The sequence below is a fragment of the Pseudoalteromonas sp. 13-15 genome (assembly GCF_001468205.2).
Taxonomy (GTDB): domain Bacteria; phylum Pseudomonadota; class Gammaproteobacteria; order Enterobacterales; family Alteromonadaceae; genus Pseudoalteromonas; species Pseudoalteromonas marina.
Window position 1 is genome coordinate 105846 of sequence record NZ_CP019163.1, and the last position, 23483, is coordinate 129328.

Below are 23483 nucleotides of genomic sequence, written 5' to 3' on the forward strand. Positions count from 1 at the left end.
TATTTAAATAAGGACTTTAATTGTGAAATCAATCATAACGACAACTGTTTTATGTCTTTTATTGTCTACTTCTGCTTTTGCTAATGTTGAATTTAGCAAAGTGGGCGAGGGTAGAATGGAATACTTGTTTTGGGATGTTTACGACGCCACCTTATATACCCCTTCCGGCGATTATGCTTTGGGTGAACACCCTGTCAAATTTAAGCTGACCTATTTACGTGATTTTGACGCCAAAGATATAGTTAAAGCAACCAATGAGCAGTGGGAGCACATAGGTAAAAAAAATCTAGTCGGCAAGTACGATGAGGTGCTTTTGTCTATTTGGCCAAACATAGGTAAAGGTGATTCGTTAACGCTGATAACTGATAAGGAAGGCAAAAGTACTTTTTTGCATAACGATAGCGAGGTTGGCGTAATTGATGATGTTGCGTTTTCAAGTGATTTTTTAGCTATTTGGTTAGGTAAAAATACGTCAGAGCCAGCTTTAAGAAAAAAACTATTAGGAAATTAAAATGATTATTAATAACGCGTTAAAAACGATTTTTGTGTGTGTATTTGCACTTCTTTTGGTTAGTTGCTCAGCCCCTAATGTAGAACACTACAGTAAAACAACTCCCAATTTTGACTTTAAAACCTTCTTTAGCGGCAAATTAAAAGCATATGGCGTAGTGCAAGACTTTAAAGGTGAGCTAACCCGTAAGTTGGTAGTTGATATGAACGCTACGTGGGAGGGCAACCAGGGCGTCATAGAAGAAGACTTTGTATATGATGATGGTGAAACACAAAAACGCATCTGGAAAATAACCCTTAATGACGATAACACCCTTACAGGGACTGCCGCTGACGTTCTTGGCGTTGCACAAGGTAAGAGTGATGGCAGTGTATTTCATTGGAACTACAATGTAGAACTCCCTTATGACGGAAGTACTTTAGAAGTTAATTTTGATGATTGGATGTACTTGGTAACACAATCGCGCTTGATTAACCGCACATCTATTGTTAAGTTTGGTGTCGAGGTCGGGGAAGTGACCTTAGTTATCGAAAAAATATAGTTTTTATATGCTGATTAACATGCACCAAAATTGTACAAAAATTAAGTCTTTGTTAACACAAGATGCTGTATTTTAGCGGAAATTAATATAATTTTATGTGTTTTATAAGATTTTAACTAAAAATTGCAATTTGCTGTTGCTAACTTTTAAAAAATACATAAAGATAGGTTTTGCGAAGGCAAAATAATAACGAATAGGAATCTAACAATGAATAAAGCTCAATTAGTTGAAAAAATTGCTACTGACGCGGAAATTTCTAAAGCCGCAGCTACACGTGCTCTTGACGCATTTACTGGCGCTGTAACTTCTGCACTAAAAGAAGGTGATTCAGTAGCATTAGTTGGTTTTGGTACTTTCTCAGTTAAAGAACGTGCTGCACGCACAGGCCGTAACCCTCAAACGGGTGCTGAGATCCAAATCGCAGCGGCAACTATCCCAAGCTTTAAAGCAGGTAAAGGTCTTAAAGACCAAGTAAACCTATAATTGGTTTTACAAATTAATTGAAAAAAGGGCTAATAAGCCCTTTTTTTTTGTGTTGAAAAAGCCGTAATGTAACGGCTCAGTATTTGAAAAGTTATGCTTTTAAGGCTTTATCGCCTCTACCAATTCCAACTGCACCTGAACGTACAACTTCTATGATATCTGTTTCATGGCGTAGCGTATCTAAAAATGATTCTATTTTGTCTGTGCTGCTCACAAGTTGTAAGCTGTAACTTTGACGGCCCATATCTAAAATATCACCTTTAAACACATCTACTACCCGGGTAACTGCGGCACGCGTTGTTTCGTCTTGTGCAAATACTTTTACAAGGAGTAGTTCTCGTTCAATGTGACTCATTTCTGTTAAATCAATAATTTTTAATACATCAACGAGCTTGTTAACTTGCTTGGTAATTTGTTCAACAATTCGGTCATCACCCATTGTTGTTATGGTAATACGCGATAAAGACTGATCGTCAGTAGTACCTACCGTCAAGCTGTCAATGTTGTATGCTCGTTGTGAAAATAGTCCAACAATACGAGATAGTGCACCGGGTTCGTTTTCTAATAATATCGATAAAATACGACGCATTATGCTTTAACTCCTTTACGTAACCACATTTCGTCAATGCCACCTAGTTTAATTTGCATTGGGTACACATGTTCTTTTTCATCGACAAGTATGTCTAAAAATACTAGACGATCCGTTATGCTCATTGCTTTATCAATCGCGGGTTGGAGCTCTTCAAGAGTGTTTACCTGAATGCCTACGTGGCCATAGCTTTCAACTAATTTTATAAAGTCAGGTAGTGAGTCCATGTAAGATGATGAATGACGACCGCCGTACACCATATCTTGCCATTGGCGTACCATTCCTAATGAGCGGTTGTTAAGAGAGACGACTTTAACGGCTAAGTTGTACTGCAAACACGTAGAAAGCTCTTGAATGTTCATTTGAATAGAACCATCGCCAGTTACGCAAACCGACTCTTTATCAGGAAATGCGAGCTTAACACCCATGGCAGCTGGTAAACCAAAGCCCATAGTGCCTAATCCGCCTGAATTGATCCATTGGCGAGGGTATTTAAATGGGTAATACTGTGCTGCAAACATTTGATGCTGCCCTACATCAGAGCTGATGTAGGCTTCGCCGTCTGTTGCTTTATAAAGCGCTTCAATAACAGCTTGAGGCTTAATTTTTTCTGAAGGGCTTTGTTTGTAACCCAAACATTTTTGTTCGCGCCAGCTAATAATTTGTCGCCACCAATCTTCTTGTGCACTGCGATCTATTTGAATTGTACTTTTGTCTATTCCATCTTGTAGTTGTTTAAGTACAGTGTCTAAACAACCTACAACAGGTATATGCGCTTTAATGGTTTTAGAAATAGAGGTGGGGTCTACATCTACGTGAACAATAGTTGCATTAGGGCAAAACTTTTTAACGTTATTTGTAACCCGATCATCAAAGCGAGCGCCTAATGCTAATATAACGTCGGCATTTGCCATAGCTTTGTTGGCCTCTAGCGTGCCGTGCATCCCGAGCATACCGATAAAGTTAGGGTGAACCCCTGAAATACCACCCAGACCCATTAAAGTGTTGGTAATAGGTGCATTCAATGATTCTACTAAGCGCGTTAATTGCTCTGAGGTGTTTGAAATGATAATGCCACCCCCAGAATATATAACTAGCTTTTTAGCTTCCAATATAGCGGCCACTGCTTTTCTAATTTGTTTTGAATGGCCTTTGGTATTTGGGCTGTAAGTTCGAAGTTCAGTAGTTGCAGGGAAGTCGTATTCAAATTTGACAGCAGGATTAAGCATATCTTTTGGTAGCTCAACAACAACAGGCCCAGGGCGACCAGTGCTTGCAATATAAAAAGCTTTTGCCAATATTGCAGGTATTTCTTGTGCACTTCTGCAGTTAAAGCTGTGTTTTACAATTGGTCGAGAGCAACCAACTATGTCTGTTTCTTGGAAGGCGTCGTCACCAATTAGACTAGTAGGTACCTGCCCAGATAATACAACCATCGGAATTGAGTCCATGTACGCAGTTGCAATACCGGTTATACAATTTGTAGCACCAGGGCCTGAAGTAGCAAGAACAACACCGACCTCACCAGTAGCACGTGCATAACCGTCAGCCATGTGTGTTGCTGCTTGTTCATGCCTAACTAAGATGTGCTCAATATCATTTTGTTGAAAAAGTGCATCGTATAAATCTAATACTGAGCCACCTGGGTAGCCAAATATATATTTTACCTTTAATTCTTTTAATGCCTGAACGACTAGTTCAGAGCCATTATACTCTTGTTTGCTCATCCTCATTCCTCTGCGCTTTTTTGTGCATAAAAAAACCCCCGCGTGGTGCGGGGGTTTTTAAAAAGCAGTATTACCTTTTAATACATCCCCGCTGGGCTTATTACTAAGACCAGTACGAGAACGACTAGAAGGTTAAATTGTGTTTTCATAGTTATTTACTCTACTCAGCAAAACACTGCTTTGATGTGAAATTTTATATGGGTTTATTTTTAAGTGTTTTAAGTGTTTATGTCAACCTTGAATGTTGTTTTTTGCATTTTAAATTCGTTTTTTATTGTTTTTTAGTGGTTTATTGCTTTTTGTGCGTTTAATTTGAAGTTTTTAGGGAGATAATATGCAGTGTGCTTGTTTTTGCTTTGTTTGCTGTTGTTTTAGTAGTAAGCAATTATAGATTGCTTACGTATACTTTAAGCTGGTTTATAACATGTTTAAATAGTTGTTATTAGGTATGATGTGCTTAACAAATTGTTTGAGGAATATACAGTGAACAAAATAGCGTTACTTACTCTTATTACTACGTTGTTTAGCTCTATAACTGTAGCTAAAACATCTACTCCGCACGATGTAGGTGTGACCAACAAAGAACGAATTTTGTATTGGCTTAATAAAAAAGAAGACTTAACTTCCGATGAGTTAGAAGCGTCTTACAATGAATACATCAATAATCAATCACCTGTGCAAGTAGCTTTAAAAAATGGGTTTAGCCAGCTACCTCGTTTATCGACATATAACTCAATACAAAAGGGGCTCTTACCTAGTGAACAATCTAGTTTTTCAGCGGGGTTAACCCCAGATGATCGAGTCAATACCGTTAAAGTATTAACTATTTTAGTTGATTTTCCTGATTTAAAGCACGACGAAAACCAGTTAACTCCCCAAGACACTGATATGTTTTATACCGACTACTCCCCCGATCATTACCAGCAGATGCTGTTTAGCACTAACGGCTATGAAGGCCCTGACGGACAGGTTCTTTTATCGGCGGCCGATTATTATAAAGCGGCTTCTGGCAACAGCCTTAATTTTGAAGGGCAAGTTTACGGGTGGGTAACTGCAAATAATAACGCTAAATTTTATGGTGAACGTTTAGGCTCTACCCGAGATAAAAATGCGCCGAGCCTTGTAAAAGAAGCTGTTGAAAAAGCGGTAGCACAATTTAATATTAATTTGGCTGATTATGACTTAACTGATCTTGATGACATAGACGGTGATGGTATTACCGACGAACCAAATGGGATAATCGATCATGTTATGATTTTTCATTCTAGTATTGGTGAAGAGTCGGGCGGGGGTTATTTATCAACAGATGCAATTTGGTCACATCGTTATTATGTTTTAGACGAAAATAGCCAACCAACTGAAGTTGTTGGGAGTGATATAAAGCTATTTGGTTACACAATAAACCCTATTGATGCCGCCATTGGTGTTGTTGTTCATGAGTTTGGGCACGATTTAGGTTTAAAAGATGAATACGATTTACAGTCTAATACGGTAGGTGAGCCTGTAGCCTCATGGTCGGTTATGTCGTCAGGTACGTGGGCGGGTTCACCACGCGGGTCTGAGCCAGTAATGTTTAGCCCATATGCGCTAGAATATCTTCAAACACGCTACCAAGGTAATTGGGTAAACCAGCTTAGCCTTGATATGGATGAAGTTGTTACGAACCCAGTGCAAGTGATTAATAACGCATCAAGTACGTCTAAATCACAAAGCCAAGTAAAGGTCACATTGCCACCAAGGCTTGAAAAATTTAAAACGCCAGTCGAAGGCGTTTTTCAATATTATTCAAATACCGGCGATAATCTTAATACTCGTTTAGTGAACACCATTAATTTACCAAGCACGACAGAATCGCTTATGCTGAGCTTTGTTGCTTTTTATAGCATTGAGCAAGATTATGACTTAGTTCAAATAAAGGTTAATGGTGTGCCAATCGCGGGTAACTATACGCAACCTACTAACCCTTTCTATGGCAATATTGGTCCTTATATTACAGGTGATTCATTTTTAAATCCTGATGCACAACTTCCTAACGGATACTTAACGCATCAATTTGATTTATCTGCTTATGCAGGGCAAACAATAGAGTTACAAGTACAATACTTAACAGACGCTAATACGCATTATTATGGTTTTGTTATTGACGATATGCGCATTGAGCAAAATGGTTCATTAATTTGGCAAAATAACGCAGAAACTCAAAGTAATACGACCTTATCCGGGTTTGCAAAAGTAGGGAGTTATGTATTTGCTATGCCATCTTACTACTACCTGCAGTTACGTGACTATTCGGGTATAGATAGTGGATTACAAAAAGAAGGTTACTCGCCGGGATTATTACTGTGGTACAGCGATGAGTCGCACACTGATAACAATACAACTGAGCACCCCGGTAGTGGTTTTGCATTGGTTGTTGACGCAGATCAGCGTGCTATCAATAAAGGAGGCACGCAATCACCAGCAAATACCGCTATTCAAATAAGAGATGCCGCATTTAGCCTTTATGCTCAACGAGCAGGGCTAGGAGATGACGATTTATCTGCTATCAGCTCTTTTAGTGACGAGATGGACTATGGCTTTGCAGAACAAACTGAATCGGGTGTTAAATTACCACAAGTTGGCTTTGGTTTTACGCTCACAAACCAAGAAAACGATAATCAAAGCATAGAAATATTATTAAATTACGAGCCATCAAATGGCATTAGTTACTCACTCTCAGATTTCACAGCAGATTTTACAGTTGATGGATTGACGCTTTCGCCATCCGATACGTTTACTTGGGATTTTGGTGACGGCAGAACAAGTTCTGAGTTATCCCCTTCGCACGTTTTTGAGAGTTACGGACGCTATGATGTAACATTTACGGCAAGCAACGGTGAAGAAGAGCAGGTAGCAACAACAACAGTCATTATTGCCGCACCCCTGAGTATCACTGAAATTGATTACGAAATAACACAAGGGCTACTAACGGCAAAAGCTGAAGTTGCAGGAGGGTTAGCACCATACAGTTATTTGTGGAATTTAGGCGATGGCAGTTCGCTAGCATCACAAGCCATTTCATATGACTATTTACACTCGGGTGATTATTTATTGTCGCTAACAGTGACTGACGACCAAGGAATGTCGGTATCTCAAAACGTAAATGTAAACGTAAATGTTCCACTTGCAGTTAATACCGTTTTTTCAACAAATAATTTAACGGTCCAATTTAACGCGGATGTCATAGGTGGGTTTAAAAATTATACATATAGCTGGGATTTTGGTGACGGCAGTGAGCTTTCTCAAGTTCAAAACCCAGGTCATACTTATCAAAATGCTGGCAGTTATTCTGTTACTTTAACTATAACCGACACAATTACGGGAGAGGTTATTAGTGATGACTTATCCGTAACGGTAGCACAATCTCAAACTAATAGCGGTTCAAGCTCTAGTGGAGGGGCGCTTGGCGGGTTATTAATTTTTATGTTGTTAATTTCAATTAGATTTAAACGCCCTTAAATGGCATAAAAAAGCCAGCAAAAATGCTGGCTTTTTTGAACGTTTTATTAAATTACAGGCGATCGATCACTGACTGTGTGAAATCAGTTGTTCCGTGGCTGCCACCTAAATCACGTGTAGTACGGTCACCTGATTTAATTACATCAGCAACAGCGCTACGAATTCGCTCCGCTGTGTCACCCATGTTTAAGTGCTCTAGCATTTGAATAGACGCTAAAATTACAGAGGTAGGGTTTGCTAGGTTTTTACCCGCGATATCTGGTGCGCTACCGTGCACAGCTTCAAAAATTGCAGCATCTTCACCAATGTTTGCACCTGGTGCCATACCTAAACCGCCTACTAAGCCAGCACATAGGTCTGATAAAATATCACCAAATAGGTTAGTCGTTACAACAACGTCAAACTCTTCTGGTGTCATTACAAGTTTCATACACGTTGCATCAACAATCATCTCTGTTGATTCAATTTGTGGGTAACGCTCAGCTACTTCACGAGCAACTTTTAAAAATAAGCCAGAAGTAGATTTTAAAATGTTCGCTTTGTGAACCGCTGTTACTTTTTTACGGCCTTCTCGTACCGCAAGCTCATAAGCAAATGTTACGATTTTTTCAGCGCCTTCACGCGTTATTACAGACTTTGCTTCTGCTTCATTGCCGTCTTCGCTAAGTACTTGGCCAGCGCCTGAGTACATACCTTGTGTGTTTTCGCGAATAGTGATGATATCAATATCATCGTAACGTGCTTTAGTGCCTACAAATGATTTTACTGGACGTACGTTAGCGTATAAGCCAAATTGCTTGCGCAGTGTTACGTTAATAGACGTAAAACCTTCACCTACAGGGGTAGTTAACGGGCCCTTAAGTGTGATTTTGTTTTTAGCAATTGTATCAATTGTCTCTTGTGGAAGTAACTCACCTGTTTTTTCTAGAGCGGCTAGGCCAGCATCAACAAATTCATAATCAAAATCGCATCCTGCGGCTTTTAGTATTTCAAGTGCTGAGTCGATGATGCTAGGACCGATGCCGTCGCCTTTGATCACTGTGATGGTTTGTTTGGCCATTATCTTTTCCTTTAAAGAGTTTGATGTGCACATAAATAATTACTCTGAGAGAGTAGCTGCTTGTTAGGTCATTTATGTGAATGGTTGAAAATTTTAAGGGCGCATTTATACCAATTTACCGCTTATTTTGCCAGTTTATAGAATAAATAATGGGTATAACTTGTATTTATAATGGTAATAACCGAACTAAATATTGTTATATATTTGAAGATTTCCTAATTGGTCGTAAAAAGTGCGCTCTTCATTCCAGCCATTTAAGCTTAGTTGTTCACTAAGAATTTGCTGTTGCCATGGGGTTAATTTTAGTTCTGGTTTGAAAACCTGTTGCGCAATAACTTTTAAGGCGACCCATAGCTTATGTTTATTTGTTAGCTGTTTTTTTGCTGTTTGCTCTGCCTGTAACAACGTGTTTGCCCAAGGGTTATCGCTCAGTAATTGTGAAAACAATGCTTCGATGTGTTCATTTTTAATACTTGCTACACCAAAAAATGCACTAAATGGTGAACTTAGCGTTTTGTTAGGCACTTCATCGATAGCTATTTTTCGTGTTAAGTGAGTACTGCATTGGGTTAACATAAAATGAGTATATGCATACAGAGGTAAAGTTATGTGCTCAAATTGATACTGCTTATTGTGAGTTACCAATAAAGCCATTATTTTTACTAAGCTGTCTAATCGATTTACTATAAACCTTTGTAGTGGGTGAGGTGTTGAATTCACCAATTGTTCAAATACAACGCGCTGAATAATCGCAGGTGCATTATTGTATCCAACCATCGACAAGCTATGGCGGAGATCTTTAGCTGCTTGATGTTCTTTATTATAAGGTTTTACGGCTTCACATACTCGCGCAATAATCTCAGGGTGATGACCCATTATTTTATTCAAACCTTTAAAACTATATTCTTGGTTAACTTTAATTTGACTAATTAACTCAATTAGTTGCCTTGGTTTATCTAAACTGCTTGGCTCGTTAATAGTAATATGTTCACTGTTCCATACACTGTATATAAGCTTTTTATCTGCACACTTCCATTGTTTGGGATTGTCTTTTAGTGACGCTTTTATTCTATACCAAGCTAATTTCTGTTTATTTTCTGAGTTAACTAAAATGTGTCGGTTTTGTTTGTCGGTAGCTAAATAAACCATACTTTGATCTTGATATATAACTCGGCTACCAGCTAAAGAGGGTCCCACGTCAGCCACGTAAGACTTAACCAAATGTTGTGCATACAGATTTGGCGTGCGCAAATATAAGTCGGCCAAAGCTTGATAAAAACTTATGTGCTTTTTAGCAGGGGTATGAGTTATATTCATTGCTATTATATTAGCTAATGCAACAAGCGTAATTCCACCATCGTAAAGCATTGTTTTAGGCGTGTTTACAAGGGCTTGCTTATATTTATTTAGTTTAGCGAGTATATGTGTAATAGGGGCTGCGCTATTGCCGCAGCTCAACATTATTTTTGCTGCAAATTGGTGGCGAAGCTGCCAAATTTTTTTATCATTGGCACTAAATTTAGACTGTTCAGCTAGCTTATTTAACTGCGAACAAACACATATATGCTCCACAAGCGCAGCGCTAATATAAAGTTCGGTAAGTTTTTTATCGTAGTTTTGGCTAGCGCATAAGCCGGCGGTAATTACACATTGGCTTATAACTAAATTAGTCGAATAGCTGTATTGAGGATTAAATAACGTTAATTTAGACAACAGTGCATTAGGGCTGTGTTCGTATAAGATTCTATATTGTTCAGCTAATTTACAAGCCATAGGGTATAAGGCTTGCCATTGCTCTTTGTTATTATAGCCGGTTAAAAAACGCTGCGTATTTTCGTGCAGTTGCTTTAAACGATTCGCAAGAGGCTCATCCATTATGCCTTCACCTAACTTCTTCCTGATATTTACTGTACGCACTAGGTCCCCATAAAATGAGCTGGCCATTTTTAAATAATAAACCTGTGCATTCATCCATTGTCGTTATCCCGTCTGACGTAATATGCTGAGTACGATAAAAAATAATCTGTAATACTTGTTCGTTATCCCGCTTAGCAAATGTCAGGTCTGGGCTACCAAGATAATCAAGTACGGTATTGAGTGTAGTTTGAGAATCTAGCGAAAGTTTTTCAATGTAGCGCTTGTTAAATGACTCTCGATCTTGCCAAATCATAGCTTGAGGATCGTCTTTGTAAAAAGCAATCACCAAAGTTGCAATGAGCGCATATAGCCCCAATCCTAAAATTAAATACCGTATAAACTTTTTCAACACTATTTACCTTAAATACTACCACGGGTATTAGTATACGTTTTGCTATAAATACACGCTATTTACTTGCGACTAATTAAGCCTGAGCTGCTTTAAACTAAACCCTAAATTTATATCTGTTCTTAAACTAACCAATTGTTTGGAGATAACGTACATATCCATATTGGTTTCAAGTTTTTTGCGTAGTCCTGAATTAAGTAATTCATCACTCAATGCTTCATTTATAGAGGTGTAATTATTAACAAGCTGTTGAGCTGATTTTATACCAACGCCTTTAACACCAGGTATATCATTCGTTTTATCGCCTGCAAGCGCCCAAAAGTCGACGAGTTTATTCTTATCTACCCCAAAGCGTTCATGTATTGCAGGTTCATCTAAATGCTGCCTTTTAAAGTAATCGTAAATATGTATTTCACTGTTTAAATACGGTAAAAATCCCTTGTCAGTGGATACGATAGTACTCGTGATTTTATTATCAGCAGCTTTACAAGCAAGGGTAGCAATAATATCGTCAGCTTCATCATTTATTGGTTCAAAAACAACAATACCGGTTTCCTCTATTGCTGATTTAAAATGATGCAACGCACTTTTTAGCGTTTCAGGCATTGGGGCTCTTGAGTGTTTGTAATGTTCATAAAAGTGATAACGCCAACTTTTATCCCCATCAAATACCGCAATAGCATGTGTTGCATCCGTTATGCGAAGCATTTTTTTGCATGCTTGAGCTACACGCTCGCTGCAAGTAAGCACTAATTGCTCTTCGTTGATATGTTTTTGATTTGCGTCAACTGCGTAAATGCGCCTAATTAAATTAAGCGCATCAATTAATAATAAATGGGGTTTCAAACTGTACGACTCATGCTTTTATTTTGTAACACGGAATATACTTACTACCAGGAAGTTTCATACGACCTTGATCAACAAATGCTTGTAAAAGTACATCCATATCTTGCATTAGGGCAGGCTCGCCGCTGAGAGTGTAAGGTCCATGTTGTTTAATAGCGCTTACACCCTCATCTTTAACATTACCGGCAACAATACCTGAAAATGCACGTCGTAAATTTGCTGCAAGCTGTTGTTTTGGTTGATCCAAATGTAGGTCTAAGCTTGCCATATTTTCATGTGTGGGTGCAAAAGGCTGCTGAAAATCGTGATCAATTTTAAGCGTCCAATTAAAGTAATACGCATCGCCTTCACTTTTTCTATACTCGCGTACATTGGCCATTTTAGATTTTAGCTTTTGACCTACTAAACTCGGATCATCAATAATCACTTCAAATTTGTCTAATGCTTCTTTGCCGAGTGTCATTTCGATAAATTCACAGAGTTTTTCAAAGTAATCTTTACTTTGTTTTGGTCCTGTTAAAATAACGGGCAAACACTGCTTTTCGTTATCAGGATGCAATAAAATCCCTAGTAAATACAATAGTTCTTCGGCAGTGCCCGCACCTCCTGGAAAGATAATAATTGCATGAGCTGTGCGTATAAATGCTTCCAACCGTTTTTCTATATCTGGCAAAATAACGAGTTCGTTTACTATTGGGTTAGGGGGTTCAGCTGCAATAATGCTGGGTTCTGTTAACCCTAAATAACGATTGTTTTTAATACGTTGTTTAGCATGGCCAATGGTGGCACCTTTCATTGGACCTTTCATTGCCCCAGGTCCACAACCAGTACAAATATTCAATCCACGCAAGCCAAGTTCATAACCCACTTGTTTGGTGTACTTGTACTCAGTTTCGTTTATTGAATGTCCACCCCAACAAACCACCATATTAGGCTCGCTGTTTACACGAAGTGCATGCGCATTTCTGAGCATATCAAACACCATATGAGTTATGGCTTTTTGTTCTTGCAGGTCTTTTTCGTACTTTTGACAAATAAATAAAATATCGCGGATAACTGAAAATATGTGTTCGTGTATACCGGTGATTATTTCACCATCTACAAAGGCTGTTTTTGGAGGGTTTTCAAGTTCAATTTTTATACCGCGCTCTCGGCTGAGCAAGCGAATATCAAAATCTTTATACTTGTCGTATATTTGTGAACTTTCGTCTGTGTGGCTGCCTACATTGAGTACCGCTAACACACAATTTCTAAATAATTTATAACGTTCGCTGGTAGAAGATTGTTCTAATAAATCAACCTCTAACTGAGATAATAAATCTAATACACCAGTTGGGTTTAACTGTATTAACATGGGCGTACTCCTTGCTATTTATGTAAATTACTACTGAGTCATACATTTACAATATTTATAATCGAATGACATTATTTACTTATACAAAGGCGGTCTCTACCTGAATTTTTGGCTTCATACAGAGCGTCATCGGCTCTATCAAAAGCTTTAATTGGCGTATCACCTTTTTTTAATTGCGTAGCGCCTACGGAGATAGTTATTTCAATTTGCTTGTCTTTAAATTTAAACGGGATACTTTTTATAACCTTTCTGAGTTTTTCAAGCGGTGCAACTGCATTATCAACAGTGGTTTCGCTCATTAATAGCACAAATTCTTCACCGCCATATCGTGCTATAAAATCAGATTTTCGTATCGACTTTTGTAATGCTTTTGCAATAACTTGCAACGTTATATCGCCAGCTGTGTGGCCAAACCTATCGTTTATTGACTTAAAGTGGTCAACATCGATAACGACCAGCGTAACATTTGATTGCTGAACATTAAATAAATGCATTTCGTGATTGTAGCGTTCGTCAAAAGCGGCTCTATTAGGTAATTTTGTTAACCCGTCCAGCAGGCTTTTAAAACGTTGATCGTTTAAGCGTTTTTTGTATTTGGTAAGCTTTGTCTCAAGCGTGCCAATACGGCCATTAATCTCACTAAAACTAGATACAAGTATTTCTCTGTCTTCGCGTTCTAGTTTTTCTTTTGCCATAAAGTCTTGAGTTAACGACTTTAACTCATTATCAACAAGCTCTTTTAATGATGAAATAGAAGTCGCAGATTGTGTTTTTTCGTTTAAGCTTTCTATTTTACTTTTAATACTTTTATTTAGGTTTTCAAACTCAGTCCCCATTGAGGTTGAGTGCTTACTTGTAGCGACTATTGATTTGTGTAGTTCTTCAATTGTTTGGTTAAGCGACGATAAAAAGCTTTGCGCTGATTCTCGTTCTTTATTTATATTTTTAACAACAACAGTAATTATATTTATGGCCGTATCGAGCAAAGACCCTAAATTATCGCTTTCAGATATAATGCTCTTAATACGTTTAATTTCTACAGTTGCTTCATCTTCAAGAACTAAATCGTTAGCGAGTTCAAGCAGCTTTTGCGCTAGTGCAGGCGTGGCCTCACAGCTAATATTGCTATCAGCACGTAGCTTTGTGTTTAACGCCTGATGATAAAAGCTTATTAATTTTTCTAGTAGCGGAATAAAGTCATGAGTGGAGTGGACGTTATTCATTTCGTGATCAAGTAAGTTTCTTAACGAGCGGCGTGTACCCTCTGGCAAGCCTTTGGTTTTTTGTAGTTGTCTGCCAGCAGATAAAACACTTTCTTGCAGGTCACGTTGCTGCGATAGTTGTATGGCTTCTTGCTTTTTTAACAGCTCTATTGTTTCGTCGATTAAAGGGGATAAATCGTCAAAACCAACGCCTTTATTTAATGCGCTTCTAAAGTTAGCAAGTCTGTTATCAAGCTCCGTGTCTAGACCCTTACAGGCTAAAGATAGTTTAGATGAGAAAATAGAGAGGGTGTCTACTTGATGTTTTCGCGCGTCTTCAAGTGCCATGCGCGCACCAATTGCTTGTTTAAGTTTTTTCTCTGTAGCAGTAGATTTTTCTGACACCTAGGCAAGCCACCATGATTTGTAATTTTATTATTCTAAGTCTACAACAAATTTATATTAAGTGTAGTTATCTCGGTAAAAACTCTATAATTTTATTAACCTAGTGCGTACAAACTCGTATACATGAGTGTTTATCGCTTTTAATTCACATTTAAATGTACGCTTGTTAACCTTGAGCACAATTAAGGTCTTAATTAGGTTTCTATGAAAAAGTTATTAGTTTTATCAATTTGTGCTGCGTTATCTGCATCTGCATTTGCAGATGTTAACTATTCATTGAGTATTGACGAGCCCCAACACCATCTTGGTGATGTGCGCGTTCAATTCCCTAAATCAGCACAAGCCCATCTTGATATTAAATTACCTTCTTGGCGCACCGGCCGTTATGAAATACTAAATCTTGCCAATGGCGTACGTTACTTTAACCCAACAGATAAAGAGGGTAATCCTTTAAAGTGGGAAAAAATTGATCACAGCACATGGCGTGTTCACATTGATACACCAACAGAAGTAAGTGTAGGGTATCAGGTCTATGCAAACGAGCTTGGTAAACGTGCTCGCCATATTGATGATAGCCACGCTTTTATAGACGCTTCTGGCTTTTTTATGTTTAGCGAATCATTTCGACAAGAGCCTGTAACGGTTAATTTAGATGTTCCGAAACAGTGGCGTTCAGTATCTGGAATGGATAATTTAGATTCCACTCATTCGTTCAAGGCAGCTAATTACGATGTGCTTGTGGACTCGCCTATCGAAACAGGTACTAACCAACTTCACTCATTTAACGTTGATGGACGTGAGTACGAATTAGTTATTTGGGGAGAGGGTAACTACGACGTTGAATTAATGCTGCGTGATCTTAAAAAGCTAGTAACAACCGGTAATGTAATTTGGGATAGTTACCCATATGAGCGGTATGTATTTATGGTGCATGCTACTTCTGGCGCTGGTGGTGCAACCGAGCATTTAAATTCGACCATAATTCAAAGGCCGCGTGATCGATTTGGCTCTCGTGAAGATTATTTAGGTTTCATAAGCACAGCAGCTCATGAATTTATTCATACTTGGAATGTAAAAGCATATCGTCCAAATGGATTGGTACCTTACGATTACACCAATATGAATTACTCAAAATTACTTTGGATTGCAGAAGGCTCAACAAGCTACTTTGAGGATCATTTATTAGTGCGTTCAGGCATTGAAACGACAGATGAGTTTTTTAAAGGCCTAACAAAAACCATAAATCGACACTTACAAACACCAGGCAGAGAAGTTCAAAGTGCCAGTGAAACGAGTTTTGATAAATGGATTAACCAAGGTGGGGATCACGGACGCAACTACAGTACCAACATATATTCAGAAGGCTCATTGTTATCAATGGTACTTGATATTGACTTACTAGAAAAAACAGCGGGTAAAGTAAGTTACCGTGATGTGCATAAAGCACTATATAACAATCATAAGCTACCAGCGGGCTTTGATGAAAAAGACGTACTAAGCATTTTACAAAACCTGACAGGTCTCGATTATTCAGACTGGTGGGAAGGGCATGTGGACTCACCTGCAAATATTAATTTTGACGAGTTGCTTAATAAAGTAGGTTTGACTTTAGAGCGACCGAAAGGTGCTAAGGCTATTGCCAGCATAGACGCAGTGGCTAAAAATACCGGCCAGCTTTTAACATTAACGCATGTTCAACGCGGTGGTAGCGCGTGGAAAGCAGGCTTAACAACTAACGATAAAATTGTAGCTATTAATAAGCTCCATGTTGGTAAAGATTTAAAGTCTAGCCTTGAGACGTTTAAACCTGGAGATAAAGTGGTTATTGACTTTATTCGTCGTGATGCACTACAAAGCCTCACATTAGTATTAACTGAAAAGTTTGATAAACCTAAAAAGTTAACTGCTAATTTACAAGCAAGTGAGAAACAAAAAGCCCTTTTCAAAGCTTGGATGGGTGTTGAGCACCCCAATGATACTAAATAGCATTTAAAAATAATAAAAAAGGAGCTAAGGCTCCTTTTTTATTGTTCCAACAATTAAAAATAAACCTAAGCTTATTTTTTAAATATATGTGTATGGAAATTCAACAATTAACTTCTATTATAAAATAAGGAAATTTTAAAGGAGATAGTCACAGCATGACTGCCAACTCAATTGTGAATCAATTATCTAAACAGTTTGTAACTAACGATTCATTGCACCAATTATTTGAAAGTGTTAATTCAATCTCAGTGCAAGGTTATGATGATCAAAGACGAGTTGTGTATTGGAACAAAGGAAGTGAACTCCTTTATGGCTATAAACAAGAGGAAGCACTTGGAAAGAAGCTAGAAGAATTAATAGTACCAGCCCCTATGAGAGACATGGTAATTGAGGCTCATACAAAGTGGATCAATGAAGGCGTAGCAATCCCTGCTGCAGAAATATTACTTAAACATAAAAATGGAACTGATGTATACGTTTATTCAAGCCACGCAATGTTTGAAAATGAATTTAAAAACAAGCAAATGTATTGTATAGACATTAATTTGTCGGATGTAAAAAAAGCCCAAGCCATTGCCACATTTAAAGAACAAATGCTAAAAACCATTTTTGAAGCAATCCCAGATTTGCTTTTTTTAATGGACTATAACGGAATAATTATCGATTACCATGCTAATAATCAAGATGCCCTCTATGTCTCCCCTGACCAATTTGTTGGTAATAATATGCTTGATATTTTACCGAAGAGTGTTGCTAAAAAGTTTGAAGTTTACATAGAAAAAGCAATTGAACAAGATGAAATTGTAACGTTTAAATATGAGCTGTCCGTTCCTCAAGGGCAGGTGTATTTTGAAGCAAGAATTAACAAAGTTTTAAAATACGACCAAATAATGATAATTATTCGAGATATAACCGAACAACACCAATCAGAGCAACTCATTCGTAAACAAGCTTATTTCGATAGCCTTACACAATTACCAAACCGTTTACTCGCTCTTGACCGTTTATCACAGTTAACAGTTGAGGCGACTCGTAATGATGAAAAAGCAGCGGTATTTTTCTTAGATTTAGATGATTTTAAAAAAATTAACGATTCACTAGGTCATGAAGCAGGCGATAAAGTTTTAATTGAAACAGCCAATCGTTTACAAAGGGCATTAAGAAAAGCTGACACAATTGGTCGCTTAGGTGGCGACGAATTCATTATTTTGTCAAAAGGAATTTCCACTCAACAAAATGCTGTGGGTATTGCCGAAAAACTCCTGCAAAATTTTCGAGAACCTTTCACAATTGAGGGGCGAGAGTTAATGTTAACAATTAGCATTGGGGTAGCAATGTTTCCAGATAACGGAAAATCTGTGTCTGACTTATTAAGAAACGCCGACACGGCAATGTATCAAGCCAAAGCTCTGGGTCGAAATACATACTCGTTTTTTACTAATCAAATGAATACTGTAATCCAACGACGCTTAACAATAGAAGAGCAAATGCGAGGTGCATTGCAGCGCAATGAATTCATTCTTTATTACCAACCGCAATTTGATGTTAAAAAGAACGAAATTATAGGGGCAGAAGCATTACTCAGGTGGCTAAACCCTGTACTAGGCAGTGTGGCACCAGATGAGTTTATCCCTATTGCAGAGAAAACAGGCGTGATCATATCTATTGGTGAGTTTGTTATTAAAGAGTCACTTAGTTTACTCAATCGATGGAAGAACGTAGAACAGCTCAACAGAAATTTTTCAATTGCAGTAAATTTATCTCCTAGCCAATTTAAAGACCTGAGCCTGTTCAACTTTATCAAAACATCGTTATCAAATGCGAACATTGAACCTCAAAGTCTTGAACTTGAAATTACAGAAGGTGTTTTAATGAGTGGAGAGTCCAGCATTACTGACACATTAAACGATATAAAAAATTTAGGTGTTATATTGTCAATGGATGATTTTGGCACAGGTTATTCCTCGTTAAGTTATTTAAGGAAGTACCCGTTTAATGTACTAAAAATAGACCGTGGTTTTATAAATGGGATTACAAAAAATAATGAGGATTACAGTTTAGTAGAAGCAACAATTGCCATGTCACATGGTTTAGGGTTAAAAGTTGTCGCTGAAGGCGTAGAAACAAAAGAACAACTCACAATATTAAAAGAACTTGGTTGCGATCTAGCTCAAGGATATTACTTTAGTAAACCAATACCTGAGCAGGACCTCATTGATTTTTCGATACGTTTTTATAGTTAACTTGCAGTAAACCTTGTAACGGGTGCGATGTAACTACCGTGTTTAAATAACATTTTTTAAATGGTTTTCTAATTCAAACATAAATCGATTTAAGACTTCGTTTAATTTATTACTTCCATATACAGCAGCATGAAGGCGTATTTGTTGGGTTTTTACTGTGCCATGGCTCTTAAATCGGTCGAGTTATATTAGCACTTCACATTCAGCGTCTGCTATGTATTGAGGTGATAATTTAATAGACAATAAGAATTAACAAGTTTAGTTCATGCTCTAGTATTAGCTGGCAGGCACTCTAAAATAAAATTAACTAGTTTAATCTTAAATTGCGCCTTTATTGATTATATTATTCCTTAACTTTTGGTTTATATTTTTACGTGCATTTAATTACCCTTAAGTGGTATGTTTTAATAATTTACCAAAGGAATTAATTATGAAATTAGAGTCATTAGCACTGCACCATGGTTACGAGTCTGAAGAAACCACGAAATCAGCAGCAGTACCTATTTATAATACCTCATCTTACACGTTTGATAACACGCAACACGGTGCTGATTTATTCGACTTAAAAGTACCAGGTAATATTTACACCCGCATAATGAACCCTACTAATGCCGTGCTTGAACAGCGTATTGCTGCTATGGAAGGGGGCATTGGCGCGCTAGCGGTAGCCTCGGGCATGGCAGCTATTACCTATGCGATTCAATGCTTGTGTGAAGTAGGCACTAATATTGTCAGCACCAGTCAAGTATATGGCGGTACATATAACTTATTTGCCCATACATTACCCCGCCAAGGTATTGAAGCACGCATGATTAAAGCTGATGATTTTAGCGCCTTTGAAGACGCGATTGATGATAATACCCGCGCAGTATTTTGTGAGTCCATTGGTAACCCGGCAGGTAATATTGTTGATATTGAGCGTTTAGCTAAGATTGCTCATGGCAAAGGTGTCCCACTTATTGTTGATAATACTGTGGCTACACCGTATTTATGCCGCCCATTTGAGTTAGGTGCCGATATAGTAGTTCATTCACTGACAAAGTATATAAACGGACACGGTACAGCTATTGGCGGTATGATTGTTGATTCAGGTAAGTTTGATTGGAAAGCCAATGCCACACGCTTTGCAATGATGAATGAGCCCGATCCGTCGTATCACAATGTTGTTTATACCGAAGCCTTTGTTGAAGCAGCCTTTATTGGGCGTTGTAGAGTAGTGCCACTTAGAAATACTGGTGCAGCGCTTGCCCCTAAAAACGCATCTGACATTCTAATCGGCCTTGAAACCTTAGGCTTAAGAATGGATCGCCACTGTGAAAACGCGCAGCAATTGGCTGAGTATTTAGAAAATCACTCTAAAGTGCTTTGGGTTAATTACGCGGGTTTAACATCAAGCCCTTATAACGCAATGAGTAAAAAAATTACCAGTGGTAAGGCCTCAGGCATTTTAAGTTTTGGTATCGCGGGCGGACTTGATGCAGGCACGCGTTTTATTGATGCGCTAAATATGATCCTGCGTTTAGTTAATATTGGCGATGCTAAATCGCTGGCTTGTCACCCAGCGTCAACCACACACCGCCAATTAAATGATGAAGAGCTTGCAAGCGCAGGTGTGAGCCGTGATTTAATTCGCCTTTCAGTCGGTATTGAAAACATTGCTGACATAATTGCGGATGTAAGCCAAGCGCTCGATAAAGCATAGTTACCTCACAGCCTGTCATAAAAAGCTTAAAACATAAAAAGCGTTAGTTGAAAATATACTCTTGTTTTTTATGTTTTTCTAAAATCAATTAATAAACATACCTCCTTGTATTATAGGCCTTTATTATAAAACCTTCCTAAGGGCTTTATATTTCTACCGTTTATTTTTTATTCATATGACAATTTTGTATTGACACTTAGATTACTTACTACTACATTTGTAACAGTACAACTACAAATGTAGTAATAGGAGCGACAATGAAACTTAGTGATTTTGAAATGGATATTATGCAGCTGCTCTGGCAGGAAGAACCCTGTACTGCGAGTCAACTACATAAAGTACTTTTATCAGATAAACAAAAAGATAAAAAAGTAGCTTATACAACGGTTAAAACCATTGTTGATAGGCTAGAGCAAAAAGGTGCTATAGAGCGCTGTGGGCTTGAAGGGCGAGCTATCGTATTTAGAACAATCGTGACTCAAGACACGTTATCGGAGCAAGCTATGCCTAGTTTTATGCAAAGATTTTTTAAAGGTAATTCTCGTAGTTTAATTGCCCACTTTATCAAAGAAGAAAAGTTAAATGATGAAGATATAGAATACTTACAAACGCTTTTAAAAAATAAGAAGTTAGATTAAAGGAGAGGGTAATGACGGATTATTTACTAACTTGCACGCTTATTAGCTTATGTATTTTACTTACAGTAAAAGGATTAAAAAATGCCCCTGCACGATTAAACTTTTACATTTTAATGATTGCCTTGGCATGTTGGTTTGTCCCTTGGCAGTACTTTTCCCAGCTACCGTTATTTGAAGGGACAAATCGTTACACATTCAACGTGGCGCAATTAATTCCCGATGTTAAAGCATTAATACCAAACGCTGAACAAGTAGCAACTAAGGACGAATTACAAAGCGATATGGGTATATGGGACTTATTGCCATCACTTAGTAATGTTTTTATGGTTTTAGTTTTAGCCGGTTTTGGATTGTTTTTATTACGCATGGGCTTATATGTAAAGCTTATAAAAAATCTATACATTAACTCAAAGCCAAGTCCTGAACTTAAACACATCAACAATCAGTATCCAATTAGGCTAACAACCCATACGGAGCCAGCTTTTGCTACCGGATTAATAAAGCCTGTTATTTGGTTAGAGTCGACGATGATAAATCGTGAAGAATTAGATTCAGTCATTCAGCACGAGGCAACCCATTTACAACAAGGTGATATTTATTGGACGTGGCTTATTTGTTTTATAGAAAGCGTTTTATGGTGGAATCCTATCTGCTTAAAGTTAACTGGTTTAGCGCGAGAACAACTTGAACTGAGCTGTGACGAGTTGTGTATGCAAAAGCTAAAAGATAAATACCAATTAGATTTAGCCAGCTTATTACTTAAAAAGCAAAACGTTATAAGTAAAAACAACTTTTTTACCCCCCCACTTTTGAATATTGCTCATTCTAAGAGCTTTAATATTCAGAGGATCAAAATGTTAAACAAGGAAAAAACAATGAAAAGTAAATATTTGGTTATGGTCGCGGCGGCAATGTCTTTTAGTGCTTTAGCTGCAGCGCAAATTGTAGATGGTAATACGAGTAGTAAACAGCAAAGTAGTAAAACTTCTCAGGTACCTGTAAAAAGTGAAGCTTATAATCAACAACTTGCACAACTTCTTAAAAGTGCAGCAGGGGCAAAAAGTGATAACTCTGAACTGTTAACCCAAGCTGCGCAAGGCATTCAACAATGGCACTTAAATAGAGATAAACTTGCTGGTTTTGAAGAAGCTGAAATCAAACTACAAAGCTTTAGGCTGCTAAATCACGTTTACTCTAAACTCGAGCAATATGAAGATATATTGAGTGCTTACGAAAAATGGTATGAGCCTGGTAATAACCCGCCTTACTTTTTAAAAAATTCACTAGCAACCGCGTATATACAACTAGGGCGTTATGAGCTTGCAGTTGTAGAGCTTGAAGATTTATCAAAACAGCTTGGAGGGAAACTACATGTTGGATCTGCTGATAACTTAGCACTGGCATACATTTACCTTGCTGATTACGATAAGGCTTTAAAAACTCTAGAGCAGGTAGATGCAAAAAATGATGTATACGGAAATATCCTTAAATACTATGTTTATGATAAACAAAATAACCGCAAAAAAATGAACGAAATCAGTAGTAAAATCCCAGAAGTATTTGCAGTTACCCCTGCGTTATTACCGCAAACTGGCATACCAGGTTCTCAGCTTTTAAGGATGTTATAAGCGTTGAGTAATTAAACTTGGAGCCTTTGAGGCTCCTTTTTCATTATGTTTAAATTTTTTTACAAAGGCGCTGGTATAAACCTTATTAAAGATACAGCTTTTAATTTGTTGTGCTTTACGCCTCAAAAAAGCTTTTTTAACCTTGGTTTTAGTAGCGCAGGTTGCAATATCGCTCTGTATGTCGGTATTTTGTGAAACAGGGTATGGCATAAGCGAAAAACCATTTACGTGGGTTTCCCAAATATGTTGTAAGTCGCAATCTACAGGGCGGCCAAATTGAGCTGTGGCTTTAAGTAATCGCTTAGCGCCTTCATAGCTTATTGCTGTGGCGCAGCAGCCGGTCATTAGTTTTTTATGTATGACTAACTGCTGGTGGTTATTTAATTTTTGCTGATAGGCGATAGGGCGTGTGCGGTTTTCATAGGCTGCAAGTTTAATAAGCTGCCAGGGCTGCTGTAGCTGCTCAATATTTTTTATCGCATTATGAATGCTGTCATCAATATAAAAATCATCCTCTAGCACAATCGCGTATTTTAATTTCTCATCAACTATTTTTTGCCATGCTTTACGGTGGCTTAAATAGCAGCCAATTTGGCCATTGCTTAGCGGATAGTGATACTGTTGTTTATTCAATTGCGGGCTGTAATGTAGGTACTTTTGTAGTGTACTCAATTGTGCGCCATCTACGGCATCAATACGTTCAAAAGGCAAGCTAACACGTGCCAGTTGCGTTTGAGTATTTGCGAGTCGCTGCGTTGAGCGCGCTAAGTTTATTACAAATAATGCCGCCATGATGTTCACCCC

The 23483-nt window shown here is 37.9% G+C and carries 18 protein-coding genes; 9 read left to right on the forward strand and 9 right to left on the reverse strand.

The window, feature by feature from the left end:
- Positions 1-31 precede the first annotated feature (31 nt).
- From ATS72_RS16025 to ATS72_RS16035, 3 genes are all read left to right on the forward strand, one after another.
- Positions 32-511, forward strand: coding sequence for a chalcone isomerase family protein (locus ATS72_RS16025; protein ID WP_425320033.1), 480 nt, complete (start codon positions 32-34; stop codon positions 509-511).
- A gap of 1 nt (position 512) precedes the next feature.
- Complete coding sequence (locus tag ATS72_RS16030) at positions 513-1052, forward strand: DUF3833 domain-containing protein (protein ID WP_058429236.1); 540 nt, start codon at positions 513-515, stop codon at positions 1050-1052.
- 207 nt (positions 1053-1259) lie between these two features.
- On the forward strand, positions 1260-1535 hold the full coding sequence (locus ATS72_RS16035) for an HU family DNA-binding protein (RefSeq protein WP_006793424.1): 276 nt from the start codon (positions 1260-1262) through the stop codon (positions 1533-1535).
- Positions 1536-1626: 91 nt separating this feature from the next.
- Here the strand turns inward: ATS72_RS16035 and ilvN are convergent, their stop codons facing one another.
- Together ilvN and ATS72_RS16045 are read right to left on the reverse strand one after the other, a co-directional pair.
- Positions 1627-2124, reverse strand: a complete 498-nt coding sequence (ilvN, locus tag ATS72_RS16040; protein ID WP_006793425.1) for an acetolactate synthase small subunit — start codon at positions 2122-2124, stop codon at positions 1627-1629.
- A complete protein-coding gene (locus tag ATS72_RS16045) occupies positions 2124-3851 on the reverse strand; it encodes an acetolactate synthase 3 large subunit (RefSeq protein ID WP_058429237.1) in 1728 nt (575 codons plus the stop codon). Before ATS72_RS16045 ends, ilvN begins: the two co-directional genes overlap by 1 nt.
- Positions 3852-4334: 483 nt before the next feature.
- Here ATS72_RS16045 and ATS72_RS16050 point away from each other — a divergent pair, with 483 nt between their 5' ends.
- On the forward strand, positions 4335-7349 hold the full coding sequence (locus ATS72_RS16050) for an immune inhibitor A domain-containing protein (protein ID WP_058429238.1): 3015 nt from the start codon (positions 4335-4337) through the stop codon (positions 7347-7349).
- Between the two features lie 52 nt (positions 7350-7401).
- Here ATS72_RS16050 and ATS72_RS16055 read toward each other — a convergent pair whose 3' ends face one another.
- From ATS72_RS16055 to ATS72_RS16080, 6 genes are all read right to left on the reverse strand, one after another.
- Entirely contained in the window at positions 7402-8409 is a 1008-nt protein-coding gene (locus ATS72_RS16055) for an isocitrate dehydrogenase (protein WP_058429239.1), read from the reverse strand.
- Between the two features lie 186 nt (positions 8410-8595).
- On the reverse strand, positions 8596-10284 hold the full coding sequence (locus ATS72_RS16060; RefSeq protein ID WP_058429240.1) for a hypothetical protein: 1689 nt from the start codon (positions 10282-10284) through the stop codon (positions 8596-8598).
- Positions 10285-10291: 7 nt separating this feature from the next.
- A complete protein-coding gene (locus ATS72_RS16065) occupies positions 10292-10678 on the reverse strand; it encodes a DUF3192 domain-containing protein (protein WP_033019488.1) in 387 nt (128 codons plus the stop codon).
- A gap of 69 nt (positions 10679-10747) precedes the next feature.
- Positions 10748-11521 carry a flap endonuclease Xni gene (gene xni, locus ATS72_RS16070; protein ID WP_058429241.1) on the reverse strand — a complete coding sequence of 258 codons (774 nt, stop codon included), beginning with the start codon at positions 11519-11521 and terminating at the stop codon, positions 10748-10750.
- Between the two features lie 10 nt (positions 11522-11531).
- Positions 11532-12875 carry a nucleotide 5'-monophosphate nucleosidase PpnN gene (gene ppnN / locus ATS72_RS16075; protein ID WP_058429242.1) on the reverse strand — a complete coding sequence of 448 codons (1344 nt, stop codon included), beginning with the start codon at positions 12873-12875 and terminating at the stop codon, positions 11532-11534.
- 71 nt (positions 12876-12946) lie between these two features.
- Complete coding sequence (locus ATS72_RS16080; RefSeq protein ID WP_058429243.1) at positions 12947-14482, reverse strand: GGDEF domain-containing protein; 1536 nt, start codon at positions 14480-14482, stop codon at positions 12947-12949.
- Positions 14483-14686: 204 nt separating this feature from the next.
- Here ATS72_RS16080 and ATS72_RS16085 point away from each other — a divergent pair, with 204 nt between their 5' ends.
- The 5 genes from ATS72_RS16085 to ATS72_RS16105 all read left to right on the forward strand — a co-directional run bounded on the left by ATS72_RS16085 (position 14687) and on the right by ATS72_RS16105 (position 22679).
- On the forward strand, positions 14687-16468 hold the full coding sequence (locus ATS72_RS16085; protein WP_058429244.1) for a M61 family metallopeptidase: 1782 nt from the start codon (positions 14687-14689) through the stop codon (positions 16466-16468).
- 155 nt (positions 16469-16623) lie between these two features.
- On the forward strand, positions 16624-18711 hold the full coding sequence (locus ATS72_RS16090; RefSeq protein WP_058429245.1) for a sensor domain-containing protein: 2088 nt from the start codon (positions 16624-16626) through the stop codon (positions 18709-18711).
- A gap of 430 nt (positions 18712-19141) precedes the next feature.
- Positions 19142-20413: an O-acetylhomoserine aminocarboxypropyltransferase/cysteine synthase family protein gene (locus tag ATS72_RS16095; RefSeq protein WP_058429246.1), complete on the forward strand. Its 1272-nt coding sequence runs from the start codon at positions 19142-19144 to the stop codon at positions 20411-20413.
- A gap of 257 nt (positions 20414-20670) precedes the next feature.
- Positions 20671-21051 carry a BlaI/MecI/CopY family transcriptional regulator gene (locus ATS72_RS16100; RefSeq protein ID WP_039037384.1) on the forward strand — a complete coding sequence of 127 codons (381 nt, stop codon included), beginning with the start codon at positions 20671-20673 and terminating at the stop codon, positions 21049-21051.
- 11 nt (positions 21052-21062) lie between these two features.
- Positions 21063-22679, forward strand: coding sequence for a M56 family metallopeptidase (locus ATS72_RS16105; protein WP_058429247.1), 1617 nt, complete (start codon positions 21063-21065; stop codon positions 22677-22679).
- On the opposite strand, the gene ATS72_RS16110 is transcribed toward ATS72_RS16105, so the two are convergent.
- Positions 22674-23471 carry a glycosyltransferase family 25 protein gene (locus ATS72_RS16110; RefSeq protein WP_058429248.1) on the reverse strand — a complete coding sequence of 266 codons (798 nt, stop codon included), beginning with the start codon at positions 23469-23471 and terminating at the stop codon, positions 22674-22676. The two genes, ATS72_RS16105 and ATS72_RS16110, sit on opposite strands and share 6 nt — an antisense overlap.
- Positions 23472-23483 lie beyond the last annotated feature (12 nt).

Coding starts and splice junctions, on each gene's coding strand:
- ATS72_RS16030 (WP_058429236.1), top strand. CDS start 513: ATGATTATTAATAACGCGTTAAAAACGATTTTTGTGTGTGTATTTGCA.
- ATS72_RS16035 (WP_006793424.1), top strand. CDS start 1,260: ATGAATAAAGCTCAATTAGTTGAAAAAATTGCTACTGACGCGGAAATT.
- ilvN (WP_006793425.1), bottom strand. CDS start 2,124: ATGCGTCGTATTTTATCGATATTATTAGAAAACGAACCCGGTGCACTA.
- ATS72_RS16045 (WP_058429237.1), bottom strand. CDS start 3,851: ATGAGCAAACAAGAGTATAATGGCTCTGAACTAGTCGTTCAGGCATTA.
- ATS72_RS16055 (WP_058429239.1), bottom strand. CDS start 8,409: ATGGCCAAACAAACCATCACAGTGATCAAAGGCGACGGCATCGGTCCT.
- ATS72_RS16060 (WP_058429240.1), bottom strand. CDS start 10,284: ATGGATGAGCCTCTTGCGAATCGTTTAAAGCAACTGCACGAAAATACG.
- ppnN (WP_058429242.1), bottom strand. CDS start 12,875: ATGTTAATACAGTTAAACCCAACTGGTGTATTAGATTTATTATCTCAG.
- ATS72_RS16085 (WP_058429244.1), top strand. CDS start 14,687: ATGAAAAAGTTATTAGTTTTATCAATTTGTGCTGCGTTATCTGCATCT.
- ATS72_RS16090 (WP_058429245.1), top strand. CDS start 16,624: ATGACTGCCAACTCAATTGTGAATCAATTATCTAAACAGTTTGTAACT.
- ATS72_RS16095 (WP_058429246.1), top strand. CDS start 19,142: ATGAAATTAGAGTCATTAGCACTGCACCATGGTTACGAGTCTGAAGAA.
- ATS72_RS16100 (WP_039037384.1), top strand. CDS start 20,671: ATGAAACTTAGTGATTTTGAAATGGATATTATGCAGCTGCTCTGGCAG.
- ATS72_RS16105 (WP_058429247.1), top strand. CDS start 21,063: ATGACGGATTATTTACTAACTTGCACGCTTATTAGCTTATGTATTTTA.
- ATS72_RS16110 (WP_058429248.1), bottom strand. CDS start 23,471: ATGGCGGCATTATTTGTAATAAACTTAGCGCGCTCAACGCAGCGACTC.